Origin of the sequence: Coraliomargarita parva (genome assembly GCF_027257905.1) — a bacterium.
Taxonomy (GTDB): Bacteria; Verrucomicrobiota; Verrucomicrobiia; order Opitutales; family Coraliomargaritaceae; genus Coraliomargarita_A; species Coraliomargarita_A parva.
In genome coordinates this window covers 340,586-355,065 of the sequence record NZ_JAPZEI010000004.1, presented here as the reverse complement: position 1 = coordinate 355,065, position 14,480 = coordinate 340,586, and the positions used below count along the sequence as shown (strand labels likewise).

At 56.7% G+C, this 14,480-nt stretch carries 15 protein-coding genes and 1 pseudogene; 13 read left to right on the top strand and 3 right to left on the bottom strand.

Going from position 1 to position 14,480, the window contains the following annotated elements:
- The first annotated feature begins 131 nt into the window (after positions 1–131).
- The 8 genes from pheS to O2597_RS07865 all read left to right on the top strand — a co-directional run bounded on the left by pheS (position 132) and on the right by O2597_RS07865 (position 8,475).
- A complete protein-coding gene (gene pheS, locus O2597_RS07900; RefSeq protein ID WP_269523815.1) occupies positions 132–1,172 on the top strand; it encodes a phenylalanine--tRNA ligase subunit alpha in 1,041 nt (346 codons plus the stop codon).
- Between the two features lie 112 nt (positions 1,173–1,284).
- Entirely contained in the window at positions 1,285–3,744 is a 2,460-nt protein-coding gene (gene pheT / locus O2597_RS07895; RefSeq protein WP_269523814.1) for a phenylalanine--tRNA ligase subunit beta, read from the top strand.
- A 20-nt stretch (positions 3,745–3,764) separates the two neighbouring features.
- The gene (gatC, locus tag O2597_RS07890; RefSeq protein WP_269523812.1) at positions 3,765–4,058 is read left to right on the top strand and encodes an Asp-tRNA(Asn)/Glu-tRNA(Gln) amidotransferase subunit GatC; all 294 of its coding nucleotides are present in this window, start codon (positions 3,765–3,767) and stop codon (positions 4,056–4,058) included.
- Between the two features lie 102 nt (positions 4,059–4,160).
- Complete coding sequence (gene gatA, locus O2597_RS07885) at positions 4,161–5,627, top strand: Asp-tRNA(Asn)/Glu-tRNA(Gln) amidotransferase subunit GatA (protein ID WP_269523811.1); 1,467 nt, start codon at positions 4,161–4,163, stop codon at positions 5,625–5,627.
- Between the two features lie 44 nt (positions 5,628–5,671).
- Positions 5,672–5,860, top strand: a complete 189-nt coding sequence (locus tag O2597_RS07880; protein WP_269523810.1) for a GxxExxY protein — start codon at positions 5,672–5,674, stop codon at positions 5,858–5,860.
- A 63-nt stretch (positions 5,861–5,923) separates the two neighbouring features.
- A complete protein-coding gene (gene gatB, locus O2597_RS07875) occupies positions 5,924–7,390 on the top strand; it encodes an Asp-tRNA(Asn)/Glu-tRNA(Gln) amidotransferase subunit GatB (RefSeq protein ID WP_269523808.1) in 1,467 nt (488 codons plus the stop codon).
- 444 nt (positions 7,391–7,834) lie between these two features.
- A complete protein-coding gene (locus tag O2597_RS07870) occupies positions 7,835–8,146 on the top strand; it encodes a type II toxin-antitoxin system RelE/ParE family toxin (protein WP_269523807.1) in 312 nt (103 codons plus the stop codon).
- An 11-nt stretch (positions 8,147–8,157) separates the two neighbouring features.
- Complete coding sequence (locus tag O2597_RS07865) at positions 8,158–8,475, top strand: helix-turn-helix domain-containing protein (protein WP_269523806.1); 318 nt, start codon at positions 8,158–8,160, stop codon at positions 8,473–8,475.
- Positions 8,476–8,784: 309 nt separating this feature from the next.
- Here the strand turns inward: O2597_RS07865 and O2597_RS07860 are convergent, their stop codons facing one another.
- Entirely contained in the window at positions 8,785–9,348 is a 564-nt protein-coding gene (locus O2597_RS07860; RefSeq protein ID WP_269523805.1) for an OsmC family protein, read from the bottom strand.
- A gap of 58 nt (positions 9,349–9,406) precedes the next feature.
- A complete protein-coding gene (locus tag O2597_RS07855; protein WP_269523803.1) occupies positions 9,407–9,988 on the bottom strand; it encodes a TetR/AcrR family transcriptional regulator in 582 nt (193 codons plus the stop codon).
- A gap of 244 nt (positions 9,989–10,232) precedes the next feature.
- On the opposite strand from O2597_RS07855, the pseudogene O2597_RS18735 reads away from it, so the two are divergent.
- The 4 genes and pseudogenes from O2597_RS18735 to O2597_RS07840 form a co-directional block, all read left to right on the top strand.
- Positions 10,233–10,340 (top strand): annotated as a pseudogene (locus O2597_RS18735) (CDGSH iron-sulfur domain-containing protein); the annotation flags it as partial.
- Between the two features lie 30 nt (positions 10,341–10,370).
- Complete coding sequence (locus O2597_RS18730) at positions 10,371–10,478, top strand: CDGSH iron-sulfur domain-containing protein (protein WP_269523802.1); 108 nt, start codon at positions 10,371–10,373, stop codon at positions 10,476–10,478.
- A 765-nt stretch (positions 10,479–11,243) separates the two neighbouring features.
- Positions 11,244–11,498 carry a VF530 family protein gene (locus O2597_RS07845; protein WP_269523801.1) on the top strand — a complete coding sequence of 85 codons (255 nt, stop codon included), beginning with the start codon at positions 11,244–11,246 and terminating at the stop codon, positions 11,496–11,498.
- Positions 11,499–11,703: 205 nt separating this feature from the next.
- Positions 11,704–13,032, top strand: coding sequence for a DEAD/DEAH box helicase (locus O2597_RS07840; protein WP_269523799.1), 1,329 nt, complete (start codon positions 11,704–11,706; stop codon positions 13,030–13,032).
- Here O2597_RS07840 and O2597_RS07835 read toward each other — a convergent pair.
- A complete protein-coding gene (locus tag O2597_RS07835) occupies positions 13,029–13,802 on the bottom strand; it encodes a M90 family metallopeptidase (RefSeq protein ID WP_269523798.1) in 774 nt (257 codons plus the stop codon). The genes O2597_RS07840 and O2597_RS07835 overlap by 4 nt on opposite strands.
- Before the next feature lie 198 nt (positions 13,803–14,000).
- Here O2597_RS07835 and O2597_RS07830 point away from each other — a divergent pair, with 198 nt between their 5' ends.
- The gene (locus tag O2597_RS07830; RefSeq protein ID WP_269523797.1) at positions 14,001–14,471 is read left to right on the top strand and encodes a group I truncated hemoglobin; all 471 of its coding nucleotides are present in this window, start codon (positions 14,001–14,003) and stop codon (positions 14,469–14,471) included.
- The last annotated feature ends 9 nt before the right edge of the window (positions 14,472–14,480 follow it).

Here is a 14,480-nt window from a genome sequence, read left to right as displayed (position 1 = left end):
TTTGATAAACCGGCGCTTTCGTTCGTAGTCTTCGACGTTTGATCCGGGGGTGGCGCGAAGTTTCGCGAAAACCGTCTCGACAAAATTGCCTAGACGGAAAGCCTTTCCGCTTCACTGTAATCTGCGGAATCATGCAAGAAGAGTTAAATGCCATCGTCGCGGGGGTGCGTGAAAAGGCGCCCCAAATCACAACGCGTGCCGAATTTGAGGCTTATAAGGCGACCATTTCAGGTCCCAAGGGGGCCCTGACTGAGGTCATGAAGGGCATGGGCAAGGTCCCGAAAGAGGACAAGCCGGCCATGGGCAAGTTGATTAATGAAGCCAAGACCGCTGTGACGGTTGAATTCGATGCGGTCCTGGAGCGCCTCGAAGCGAGCGAGCTGGCTGCCAAGCTGGGGCCCGCCATCGATCCGAGCCTGCCTTGCCCGGACTTGAGTCGCGGCACCCTGCACCCGATCGCCCAGGTGCGCGAGGAAGTTGTGGCCTTGTTCCGCCGCATCGGATTTTCGGTGGCTGAAGCGACCGAGGTGGAAACCGAGCATTACTGCTTCGACGCCTTGAACATTCCCGGCGACCACCCGGCCCGCGATATGCAGGACTCCTACTACCTGCCGGACGAACTGAAGGTCAGCAACGTCAGCAAAGAGGGCGACGAGAAATACCTTCTTCGGACCCACACTTCAACCGTGCAGATCCGCACCATGCTGAAAGAGAAGCCGCCGATCCGCATTGTGGCACCGGGCCGATGCTTCCGCCGGGATACGCCGGATGCCACCCACAGTGCCAACTTCCATCAGATCGAAGGTCTCTATGTGGACAAGGACGTCACGCTCCTCGACCTCAAGGCCACACTCGACCACTTCGTAAAAACCATCTTCGGTCCAAAGGCAAAAACACGCCTGCGTCCAAGCTTCTTCCCCTTCACCGAGCCGAGCTTCGAGATGGACTTCTTCTCGCCCGACTTGGGCAAACTGAGCAACAAGTGGCTCGAGATCATGGGCTGCGGCATGGTCGACCCCGAAGTCTTCAAGGCTGTCGGCATCGATCCCGAAGTCTACAGCGGCTACGCCTTCGGCATGGGCATCGAGCGCATCGCCATGATCCTGCAAGGGGTCGATGACATCCGCTACTATTATCAAAACGACGTCCGCTTCCTCAAGCAGTTCGCTTAGTCCCAAATTTTAGAAACCACGAATTCACACGAATGCACACCAATGGATCACACACGTTACATAAGTATTCGTGTTTATTAGTGTCCATTCGTGGTTCCATAAACATCCCGAAATGAAAATTTCCTACAATTGGCTTAAAAACTATATCGATCTCGATCCCGTCGAGCATTCGCCGGACGTGCTGGCTGAAGTGCTGCCGCTCCTTGGCTTCGATATCGAGGAATACGAAAAACTCGGACCGCCCCAGCTCAACAACGTGGTGGTCGGTCAAGTACTCGAGTATATTCAACATCCGGATGCGGACCGCTTGCGTTGCTGCAAGGTGTCCACCGGCAAGGAGGGCGAAGTCCACGATATCGTCTGTGGTGCCAAGAACTTCAATCAGGGCGACAAGGTCATGGTCGCACTGCCCGGCGCCGTGCTGCCCGGCGATTTCAAGATCAAGGCATCCAAGCTGCGCGGCCAGCCGTCGGCCGGCATGATGTGCTCGGCCAAGGAGCTGCAGATCGGTCAGGACCACGACGGTATCATGATTCTCGACCGGGAGATCGCCTTGGGCACACCGCTCAACGATCTCTACAAGGATGGCGACACTGTCTTCGATTTGGAAATTACACCGAACCGTGTCGATGTGCTCAGTCATATTGGTGTGGCCCGCGAACTCGCGGCCAAGTTCGGGCTCGAAGTGAAATACCCGGAGGTCAAGGCCAGCACGGAAAACGCCGGCTCCGGCGAAGCGCTGATTTCTGCTGTCGAGGTGGAGGCGTCCGATGTCTGTCCGCACTACACCGCCATGTGCATCAAGGGGGTCAAAATCGGTCCGAGCCCCAAATGGCTCAAGGATGCCATCGAGGCGACCGGTCAGCGCTCGATCAACAATGTGGTCGACGTGACCAACTACGTCCTGCACGAGACCTGCCAGCCGCTCCACGCATTTGATGCGGCAAAAATCAAGGGGGGCAAACTCGTCGTCCGCATGGCAGGCGAAGCTGAGAAAATCACCACCCTCGACGAAGTGGAGCGCACGCTCACTGCTGATATGGCTGTCATCGCCGATGCCGAGCGTCCGCTTGTTGTGGCCGGTGTCATGGGTTCGCTTGATGCCGAGGTCGACGGAGGTACCACTGATATCGTGCTGGAAGCTGCATACTTTGCACCGACTTCGGTGCGTGCCACCTCTCGTCAACTGGGCTTGTCTTCTGATAGCTCCTATCGCTTCGAGCGTGGCGTCGATCCGAAGGGTGTCACCTACGCATCCTTGCGCGCGGTCGACCTGATTCTCGAAGTGGCCGGCGGCACCGTCGATGGCAACATGATCGAGGAGGGCACCGAGCCCCCCACGATTTCCGAAGTGGCGCTTTCTCCGGGGCGCGTTCGTAAGTTCATCGGTTTCGAGGTCAGTGATGAAGCTATTCAATCCGTGCTCGAATCGCTTGGTCTGACAATCTCTATTCACGACGAGGCTGATGGCTCAGTGCGTTGGGACGTCGTCATTCCTTCCTATCGCGGCGATCTCGAGCGTGAGGTGGATTTGATCGAAGAATTCATCCGCGTTTACGGCACCGAAAAAATCCCCGAGTCCGACGTGGTGGCCCGTGGGATCAACGACAGCGATCACCGCATCTATACCGTCAACGAAGCCGTGGCCAACTACCTGACCGGCCAGAACTTCAACGAAGCCTTCCTCTACTCACTGCGTGATCCCGAGGAGACGAAGTTCTTCTTCGGGGAGGAAAGCCATAAGGTGCTTGCTCTGGACAACCCGCTGCAAAGTGACCAAAGCCACCTGCGTCCATCGCTCATTCCCGGTCTGCTTGACGTATTGAAGCTCAATGCGGCCCGCGCGACGGGTGCGACGCGTTTCTTCGAGCGTGGCCACGTATACCGTGAAGTGAAAGGCCAAATGATGGAGCTCATATCGGTCAGCTTTGTCATCGTCGCGGATCAAATCAGCCGCGAATGGCGTCAGCGTGAAGTCGCCGACTTCTACACGGCAAAAACACTGGCAGGGGAGATCCTCGAAATCGCCGGCACCGCCGCGAGCAAACTCAGTTTTAAGCCGATTGAAGACTGCAAGCTCTGGCAACCCGGACACGCAGCGGAAGCAGGGGAGTTCGCCAAGATGGGCTTCCAGGCGACCGCCGGCCTGCTCAATGTCGCGACATTGAAGGAGCGCTGGGATTTGACCACGCCGGTTATCGCCGGTTCGATCCTGATGACGCCGAAGTTCTTCGAGCGGAAGGCCAAGCGCGGCCGCCACAGCGGTATCAGCAACCAGCCCGCATCCGCCAAGGATCTCGCTTTGATCGTCGATCAATCCGTCCTGGCCGGCGATGTGGAAAAGGAAGTCGCCAAGTTTGCCAAGAAGGCAACCCAGGGCTTCGATTGCGAAAGCGTCCGCATCTTCGACGTCTACGAAGGCACCGGCCTGCCGGAGGGCAAGAAGAGCCTTGCGCTCTCGATGATCTTCCGTGCCGCTGACCGCACCCTGAAGGACAAGGAAGTCAATGCAGCCTTCGAGCAGATTCAGAAGATGATCTCTGACAAGACGGACTACCAGATCCGGAAATAGTTTTTTAATTCGATACCACTATGAGCGAGACACCACACATCGATATCGACTATGTGGCCAACTTGGCCCGCATCGAACTGACCGACGAGGAAAAGGCCCGACTTGGCCAGCAGCTCGATGATATCCTCGGCTATTTCGACAAGCTCAATGCGGTGGACGTTTCCGGCGTCGAACCGATGGCGCACGCCCATCCGGTCTTCAACGTCTGGCGCGAAGGCGACGAACCCGGCCCGACCTACAGCCCCGAGGTCCTCACCAAGATGGCTCCGGAGTCCCGCGACAACCAGGTCGTCGTGCCCAAGGTCGTCGAGTAGTTGTTGAACCACAGATAAACACGGATGAACACTGATGCCGGAACATCCAATTTGATCCGTGTGAATCTGTGTCCATCCGTGGTTTAAAAAATCAATTTCCCAATGTCTGATCTTCATTTCAAATCCATCACCGAACTGTCCGCCGCGCTGGCGGCTGGTGAAACCACATCCGTTGCCATCACACAAGCGGTGATTGACCGCACCTCGGCTGTCGACGGCCAGGTCAAGGCCTTCATCAGCTACGATGCCGAGGACGCGCTGGCGCAGGCCAAGGCTTCGGACGAACGCCGTGCAGCGGGCCAGGCTCTGGGGCCGCTCGACGGGATTCCGGTCGGCATCAAGGACGTACTCGCCGTGCAGGACCAGCCGCTGCGCTGTGCCTCGAAGATGCTGGAGTACTACGTCTCGCCCTTCGACGCGACCTGCGTGACCAAGCTGCGCGAGGCCGGTGCCGTTATCTGGGGCCGTCTCAATATGGACGAATTTGCCATGGGTTCCTCGACGGAGAACTCGGCCTACCAAACCACTTCCAATCCTTGGAACCTCGAAACCATCCCCGGCGGTTCTTCCGGCGGGAGCGCCGCGGCCTTGGCTGCCGGCGAGGCCATCGCGACACTCGGCACGGACACCGGCGGTTCCATCCGTCAGCCCGCCGCACTCTGTGGGGTGGTGGGGATGAAGCCGACCTACGGTCTGGTCTCCCGCTACGGTCTGGTCGCCTTCGCGTCCTCGCTCGATCAGGTTGGACCTTTCGCCCGTACGGTGGAGGATGCCGCGCTGCTGATGCAAAGCATGCTGGGGCAGGACCCGAAGGATTCGACTTCCATCGCGCCGCAGGGCGACACCGATTATGTCGGCGCGTTGAAGACCAAGAAGGGCCCGTGGAAACTCGGTGTGCCGCGCGAGTTCTTCGGCGAAGGTCTCGACCCCGAAATCAAGGCCAACATCGAGCAAGCCATCGACTGGTACAAGTCGCAGGGCTGCGAGATCGTCGATATTTCCCTGCCGCACTCAGATCTGGCCGTGCCGGTTTACTACATCGTCGCGACCGCGGAAGCTTCGTCCAATCTCGCCCGCTTCGATGGCGTCCGCTATAGCCACCGCAGCAAGGAGTCCGACAACGCACTCACGCTCTTCACCAAGAGCCGCGGCGAAGGTTTCGGCGACGAGGTCAAGCGCCGGATCATCCTGGGCACCTACGTGCTCAGCTCCGGTTACTACGACGCCTACTACCTGCGTGCCCAGAAGATCCGCCGCCTCATCCTCGGCGACTTCGAAAAGGCCTTTGAGACCGTCGACGCCATCCTGACGCCGACCTCGCCGACGCCCGCCTTCAAGCAAGGCGAGCGCTCGGACGACCCGCTCGCCATGTATCTGAGCGACATCTACACCATCTCGGTCAATCTCGCCGGTCTGCCCGCGCTTTCCGTGCCGAGCGGTTTCACCTCGACCGGCCTGCCCATCGGCCTGCAAGTCATCGGCAAAGCCTTCGGCGAAGCCGACATGTTCGCCATCGCGAATGCGTTTGAAAAAGCGCATGACTACTACAAGCAAACCCCGAAGCTGTAACGACGTCGTTTGTTAACCGCAGAGATCACTGAGGACGCAGAGTTATGAATGAGTTGAGTGACCAGATCATTCTCGAACTGAAGGTGGTAGACGAACTCAACAATATCCATCTCGCCCAATTGCTGACTTACTTAAAACGCTCCGGCAGCACGCTCGGCTATCTCATTAATTTCAACGTGCCGCTTCTCAAAGATGGCATACGCCGAGTCGTCAACAATCACTCCGAACCTTAATCCTCCTTTTCCTCTCCGCGTTCTCCGAACTCTGCGGTTAAAATCTTAAAGCCACTTTATATCATGGAATTTGACGCCGTCATCGGACTTGAAATTCACGTGCAGATCAAAACCCGCACGAAGATGTTCACCGCCGCGCCCTACGAATACGGGGCCGAGCCCAACACCCTGACCGACGCCGTCGTGCTGGGCCTGCCGGGCACGTTGCCGGTGCTGAACTACGCAGCCATCGAGAAGTGCGCCTCGCTCGGGCTCATGCTCGGCTGCGAGATCGCCGATGTCTGCAAGTGGGACCGCAAGAACTACTTCTATCCGGACTCGCCCAAGAACTACCAGCTCACCCAGAACGAGCAACCGCTCTGCATCGGGGGTGAAATCGAGATCGAGCTGGCCGATGCCTCCCGCAACGCCGCCGGGCCGCACCGCTGGGTGAAGCTCAACCGCATCCACCTCGAAGAAGACCCCGGCAAGCTGACGCATGAGTCCTTCGACACCGTGATCGACTTCAACCGCGCCGGCGTGCCGCTGGCCGAGATCGTGACCGAGCCCGACATGTCGACCTCCGACGAGGCCGTCGCTTTCCTCAACGCCCTCCGCAACCTCATCATCTACGCCGGCATTTCCGACTGCGATATGGAAAAGGGCCAGCTCCGTTGCGACGCCAACGTCTCGCTCAAGCCGAAGGGCTCCGACAAGCTCGGTACCCGCACCGAGATGAAGAACCTCAACTCCATCTCCAACGTCAAGGCAGCCATCGAATACGAGATCGAGCGCCAGACCGACATCCTCGAAGCCGGGGAGAAGGTCGTGCAGGAAACCCGCCGATGGGACGTCAACAAGGCCGAAAGCTTCTCCCTGCGCAGCAAGGAAGAGGCCCACGACTACCGCTATTTCCCGGACCCCGACCTCATGCCGGTGCAGATGGACCGCGCCCGTGTCGACGAGCTCAAGGCCGCCTTGCCCGAGCGTCCCTTCGACAAGCAGCGCCGCTTCGAGGAGGCATTCAACCTGCCTTACACCGTCACCTCCGTGCTCTGCCCGAACCGCGAGCTGAGCGAGTTCTTCGAGGAAGCCCTCAAGACCCACAACTCGCCCAAGGCCATCGCTAACTACGTGGCCAACGACCTCCTCCGCGAGCTCTCCGCCGGCTCCGAGCATGGCGAGCAGGCGCTCAGCGTCAGCCAGTGCAAGCTCACGCCCGCCCACATCGGCACCCTCGTCAAGATCATCGAGGACGGCACCATCTCCAAGCAGATCGCCAAGGAAGTCTTTACCGACATGTTTGCCAGCGGCGAAATGCCCGACGCCATCGTCGAGAAGAAAGGCCTCAAGCAAAGCAACGACACCGGCGAAATCGAAGCCCTCTGCCGTGAAGCCATCGCCGGCAACCCGAAAGCCGTCGGCCAATACAAGGACGGCAACGAAAAAGCCATCAACGCATTGAAGGGTCCGGTCATGAAAGCCACCAAAGGTAAAGCCAACCCGGCCATGCTGGATCAGCTGTTGAAGAAGCTGATTGATGAGGGGTAGCTGTTAATAGCTGAATGGCTTTAGATCACTATATCTCGCAGGTATATCTTAGGAATTTTTATGCTCCGGATCTGAAGGGGCGTATGCATGCGATACGTAAAAGAGATCTGAAGTATTTTACGCCTGATTCTAAGTCGATATGTAGAATCGATGAAAATAGCACGAATGCCTACCTTGAGGATTCACGTGCTATTGAGAAGTTCCTTAAAACTATAGAGCCCAAATACAATACGGCAGTAAGGAATACCGGCTCGAGTCTAAAGAAGTTCGGGTGCCCAGTGGTAATGGTAAAATGCTTATATCGCGTTTGTCTATTGAGCGGGAGGATATTTAGGTCATGTAGGAGAATAGCATCAGGTCATTCCGTAATTCCTGTAGTATTGCGCAGGTGCGTCATTGAAGTAGGTCTTGACGAGCTGCGCTAATGACGTAGTCTAGGGGTTGATGCTTTTCATCGAAACACCGATTTTCACGAAGCAAGCCAGCGGTGGGCTTTTCACGGATGCAGAGCTGAGGCAATTACAACAGGAACTTTTAGAGAACCCGAACAAGGGTGATTTGATACCCGGAAGCGGGGGACTGAGAAAGATACGCTTGGCCCGCAAGGGTGGTGGTAAGAGTGGTGGCTTTCGAGTCATCTACTACCGAAGCACTCCGGAGGTTATTTTCTTTCTCCTAGCCTATCCCAAGAACAAGCAGGACAATTTAAGCAAAGCTGAACTCAAGATTCTTCGGGATCTGATCGAAGGCGAGTAAGGAGGCATTTTATGGATACAGAACTTTTTAACGACCTCAAAGACTCCATCCGGCAAATGAAAGCGATCGAGAAGGGCGAGTTGTCGCCGTCCCGCGTGCGCGTGGTCAATCCGGAGAATGAAGTGACCCACGCCCGGATGAAGCTCGGCCTGACGCAGGAAGCCTTTGCCAAGCTGCTTGATACACCCGTCGGTACCGTTCGCGGCTGGGAGCAGGGCAGGCGTCAACCGCCCCCCAGTGCCAAAGTGCTCATGCGCGTGGCCACCAAATATCCCGAGCAAGTGCTCGAATGCGCCGAAGCACCAGCGGCCTATAACCGGAAGAAATGAGTCTAAAGGTTTGAATTCTTGAGCCACGGATTTACGCGGATGGGAGCGGATGCAGAGCGATCACGACGGTGATTTTTCACCGCTCATCTACGCTAATTGGACGCTTATCTGACAACGCTGGAACAGGATAAGCGTATATTAGTGTCCATAAGCGGTCTCCGGCTCTGCCGGATGACGGAATGAATCGACATCCTATGGACACAGAACTTTTCAACGAACTCAAAGACTCCATCCGGCAACCTGAAAGCCCGCGGGATCCGGTCCGCATTGGACGAACCGGGCCGCGGGCTTGTTGTGAGGAAACTTGGGCTATTCCTTGACGATTTCGATCTTGATCGGCACGGGGTTCGAGATGGCGTCGAAGACCGGAGAGCAGCGGACAATGTCCATTACCTGTTCTTCGGTGGCGTTGCCCTTGACGCGGAACTTCACGCGAATCTCCTTGTAACCTTTTCGGATATTGGGATCGATCCCGAGGAATCCCTTGAGGTCGATGTCGCCCTCATATTCTGACTTCACGCTCTCGAGCTCGAGTCCGAGATTTGCCGAGTAATAGGCGAGGGTCGTGGTCATGCAGCCGGACAGCGCTGACAGGAGCACTTCGACAGGATTGAGACCGGTGTCCTGGCCCAGAAGCACGGGAGGCTCGTCCATCCGGACATGCAGCTCATCCTTGTGCATGTGGTCCGCTTTGGTACCGTGGAAATCACGGACAGTGGCGAGGTTGCGGCTGCCGTCCTCCCAGGCGTTGGATGCCCGGAACTTAAAGTCGGCGAGTTCGGGGTCGGATTTCACGGCTTCGATGGTCTCGCGCAGGGCTGTGACATTCACGCCGTTTCGGATCTCTTCGGTAGTTTGTTCGGTAGTTTTCATGATCTGTGTGGTTTGGGGGTTAGTAAACTTACTAGTTAGTAAGATTTTTGGGAAATTTTTAGCCAGCAGGCAGGAGACGCTGAATTTGAGCGATCGCGACGTCGGCCGGGGCGATGCGGTGCAGCTCCTGACAGGCCATGATGGCGCCGCAGCAGATGACGTAGTATTGCTCGCTGATCTCGTCGACATCGATATCGGCGCATGACGGGACGGACTGTTTGACGTCTTCAGTGACTTCGCGGATGACTCCCCGGAATTCGTTCACGAAACTGAGCGCAACGCGTGTGACGGGGTGACTGCGATCCGGTATTTCCGCAGTCATGTTGAAGAAGCCGCATCCTCGGAAATTGCCCTCAGGAATCGCATCGCGAATAAATCGCATGATTCCCAGGAAGCGTTCTCGGGGATCCTTCTCTGCGGCCAGTACCTCGCGAAGCTGGCCCATTTCCCGGGCCTTTCTCTCATTGAGGTAGGCTACGGCGAGCACCTCTTTGGAGGGGAAGTTCTTGTAGACCGTGGGTTTAGACAGGCCCGTGATGCCAATCACCTGATCCACGGTCGTAGCCTGGTAGCCCTGCCGGTAGAACAGGTCATAGGCGCATTCGAGGATCTTGGCGCGGGTCTGTAATGCACGTGTCATAGTGATTACGGAATGTAAACTTACTGGTTAGTCAACTTTGATTTGATGTTTTTCCTCGAAACACCGATTTTCTCGAGGCAAGCCAGCGGTGGCTGGACTTTGTGCGATTCGGTCAATCACTGATTCGGGGAGGGGGATCGATTCTGTCTGCTCACGTTTGCAAATGACTCAGGCGATGACTAAATTGCTTCGTGAAATTTAGGAGCTACTAGGCGAAGTACATAACCACTACCACTCGAGAAAAATGAAATTACCTAAAATCGCATTCAAACAACCGGCCGTAATAGAACTTGAACCAGGAGATTACTGGTGGTGCGCTTGCGGCCTTTCATCGCAGCAACCGATGTGCGACGGGTCGCACAAGGGAACCGATTTTGCCCCGATGAAGTTCTCTCTCGCTGAAAAGAAGAAGGTGGCGCTCTGTCAGTGCAAGCACAGCGGGAACAAGCCTTTTTGTGATGGCTCGCACAGCAACCTCCCCGAGGTTTAACCGGGAACGAACGTAGAATCTATGGATCTGTCTTCATCTGTGTTGATGCAAACCTTTGGGGTGCGCGTTATACATTAAGCACAGAATTACGACTGTTCTTATACCGCTTATATCCGGTTATCGGCTCAGCCGGACCACGTCATGCCTTCAACCGCTTGGTGTAAGGCACTGCGTTCTCTGCGGGCTCCGCGGTTATGTCTCTTCCGTTTCCACCAGTTCGATGCCTTTTCGGTGGTCAAGATGACGTGCTGTTTGTCGAGGGAGCTAGGAGGATACGTGAATTTTCCGATTTATCGTGCGGGCACTCGACAAGCTCATGATGGAACCAGCGAAGCCGTTACGGGATGTCATGTGAATAATACAGGCATACGGCATCATCCGGCTGACGTCGCATGCTACACGGAAGTCCTGTGATGTAGAAGCATCGACGGTCACGTCGATGACCGGTTTTAGGGATTCCGGAGTTCATTTGAAGCGAACGTGAATCGTCTACGGGATCCCCAGCCTATTGCCACTCAGGCAAAAACAAGCCCGGCTTTCGAATAATGGTAGTCGATCGAAAGCCGGGCTGTAAGTGAGTAGTAGAGCCGAATGGATGAAACCACTCGCGGTTAGCTCGATGGTTTCAAGCTACACATGGCATCGTGCTTGGCGATGTATTTTCGGTTCTGTTGCGATTAATAAGAATCGCTAAATCTGGGAGTGGCCCAGATGGCGCCTTTGTGACTTGAAGGAGCGCAGGGAGTGGGGGAGAGTGGTCGAGATATGCCGCAGTCCCAGCCCAACAATCCGCTCCATGGATACACCCTCGAAGTGATCGTCTCGAGCCTGGCCGATTATTATGGATGGGACGAGCTGGGCGAGATGATCCCGATCCGCTGTTTCACCCATGATCCGTCGGTGAAATCGAGCCTCAAATTCCTGCGGAAAACACCTTGGGCGCGTAAGAAAGTGGAAGACCTTTTTGTCTATACCCTTGAGACTTATGGTGAATCGGACGAGGGTGCGCCTGAGGCTTAACGGGTCGCTGGAGGGAAGCCCCTACGGAAAATAATCCTTGCTTGTTACGGGAAAAGCTGTCGTTAAGGCAGGCATTCATGAATGCGCGAATGCATTCACCTGACGCGGTCTGTTATCGATGAGCGATTGTCTTAGGCATCAAAAATAGAAGATCATCGAGAACGCGGCGCCCGTTGCGACACCCATTCGAAGGCGTCATCAGACTATGAGCGAACTCAGTTTCGAACAGCTCCCGCTGTCCGCATCCATCCATCGTGCCCTTGCCGATAAGGGCTATACCACGCCGTCGCCGATCCAGGCAAAGGCGATTCCCGTCTTGCTGCGCGGGCAGGACCTGCTGGCCTGTGCGCAGACCGGCACCGGCAAGACTGCGGCCTTCGCGCTGCCGGTTCTGCACGGTATCGCGGAGCGTCCACGCCGTACCTTCCGCCGGGGGGTGCGTCACCTCGTGCTGACACCCACGCGTGAGCTGGCCGGCCAGGTGGCCGAGAGCTTTGCGGTGTATGGCAAATACGTTCAATTCCGCTCGGGGATGGTTTACGGCGGTGTTTCCGAGAAGCCGCAGATCAAGATGCTCTTTCAAGGACTGGACGTGCTGGTCGCTTGTCCGGGGCGCTTGCTCGATCTGATGGATCAGGGGCATGTCGACCTCTCGCAGGTCGAGACCTTCATCCTGGACGAAGCGGACCGCATGCTGGACATGGGTTTTATTCGCGACATCCGGAAGATCGAGAAACAACTACCGAAGCAGCGTCACACACTGTTGTTCTCCGCTACGATGGCTCCGGCGATCACCGAGCTTGCCCAGGCGATGTTGCACCAGCCGGAAGAGATCCGGATTGCTCCGCAGGGTACGACGGCCGAAAAGGTCGACCAGTCGGTATGCTTTATCGACCAGAAGGCCAAGCAGCATCTGGTCATGGAGATGATGCACCGTCGTTTGGACCAGCGATCCGGCGAGTTGAGCCTGATTTTTACCCGTACCAAACACGGTGCGAAGAACCTTGCCCGCAAGCTGAACGCTCAGGGACTGCGGGCGGACTCGATTCACGGCAATAAGTCGCAGTCGGCCCGCGAGAAGACGCTCGAGTCCTATCGTCGTGGCGAGATCGACATCCTCGTCGCCACCGATGTGGCGGCGCGTGGTATCGACGTGAAGAACATCACCCTGGTGGTGAACTTCGACTTGCCGATGGAGGCGGATGCCTACGTGCACCGTATCGGCCGTACTGCCCGGGCGGGTGCCAGTGGTCATGCCGTCAGCTTCTGTTCGGGGGATGAAGTGGCCCTGCTGCGCCAGGTCGAGAAACTGATTTCACAATCGGTGCCGGTTGATTCGGGGCACGACTACCACGATCAGGCGGCGATGGACCTGCACCTCAGCAATCGTCCGGTCAAGAAGCCCCCGCAGGGAGGCGGTAACCGGCCGGGCGGGAATCGCCAAGGTGGTCCGCGTCGTGGCGGAGGACGTCGTCCGGGCCGCGGTGGACGTAATGTGCAAGGTAGCTCCAGGGGCGGGCGTCGGCGCAGCTAGAACCAGCTGGCGGGATCGAGCTTGTAGAAGTTCTGGAGCTCTTCATAGAGGCCGGGTTGTTTCTTTTTGAGCTGTCTGGGTTTCTCGAAGAAGGTCTCGGTGGCGACGGCGAAGTACTCGCCGGGGTTGGTTGCGCCGTAGGGATCGAGCAGGCTTTTCTTGCCGCGTCGAATTTCGTCGAAGAGCACCTCGCAGTGCTCCGCCAGGACATTGGCCCAGGTTTGATAGGCCGCTTCGTCGGGGAGGAGCGGCACGCCGTCGGTGTCGCCGTCGAGTGAATCGAGCTGGTGCGCGAATTCGTGGAAGGTGACATTGTGGCCATCGAAGATGTTTCGGGCGCCATTCCGGACGGAGTCCCAGGCGAGGATGACTGTACCGTTTTCCCAGGATTCTCCCAGACATTTGACTTCGCGCTCGATGACCGTGCCGCCGGGGCCTGCGGTTTCCGCGATGGAGGTGAAGGCGGTGGGGTAGAGCAGGACGGTTTTCAGTTGAGGGAAGGGCGGACCTTCCTGTTTGAGCGCCAGAATACAAGCTTGTGCCGCAACGGTGAGAATCATTTCGTCATCCAGTTCCAGACCGTTGCAGCCTTCGAAAAATGTGGTGCGCACAAATTGTCCGATCTTTCGCTGAAGCTCTAGTCGCAGGATATCCGGCAGCTTCCGGTAAAGGGGAAGGTTGTTTTCCATGTAAGCGACCCACTCATCCTTGAAGACAAATTCTGCTTCTTCGTCTTCGAAGAATTCCTTGAGCTTATTCCAGATGGTCATGTGCCTACGATCATAGTGCCGGATGAGGGGCAGGCGAGGTCAAATCGCTGCATTGCTGTGCGTACTTCGCGGAACCGGGGCGGGCGGACCGATGGATACGTCTTGTTTTTTGAGCCTAATCGAGTATCCTACTGATGAGGTTTTGCACAGATGTGCGACATCCTTTTCTATACTACCTACCCCTAACCCAACTACCCCATGAAAGTTCTCGCGAACACCCTTCGCGCTGCAGTATTGGTGGCTCTGCTTGTCAGTTCCCCTGTGCGTGCAGTTGAACCTGTTGCCGCCCCCTCGCTCTATGAGCGACTCGGCGGATTGGCCCCCATCTCGGTTGTCGTTAATGACTTTATCGACGTGGTCAACGACGACCCCTTACTGAATGCAAATCCAGCGATTGCCGAAGCGCGTAAAAGGGTGCCGCCTCCGTACCTGAAGTATCATGTCACGGCAATGGTCTGCCAGGCAACGGGAGGACCCTGTACGTACGAGGGGCGTAGTATGAAAGACGCGCATGCCCATCTGAACATCAATGAGAAGGAATGGGACCGTATGGTACTCATCTTCAAGGAGGTCCTGTTGGCCCATGAGGTGGCAAAACAGGAGATCGAGGAACTTGTGGCTATCGTCGAGTCGACCAAAGCTGATATCGTTGTGATGACCGCGAAGTGAGGCAGCACG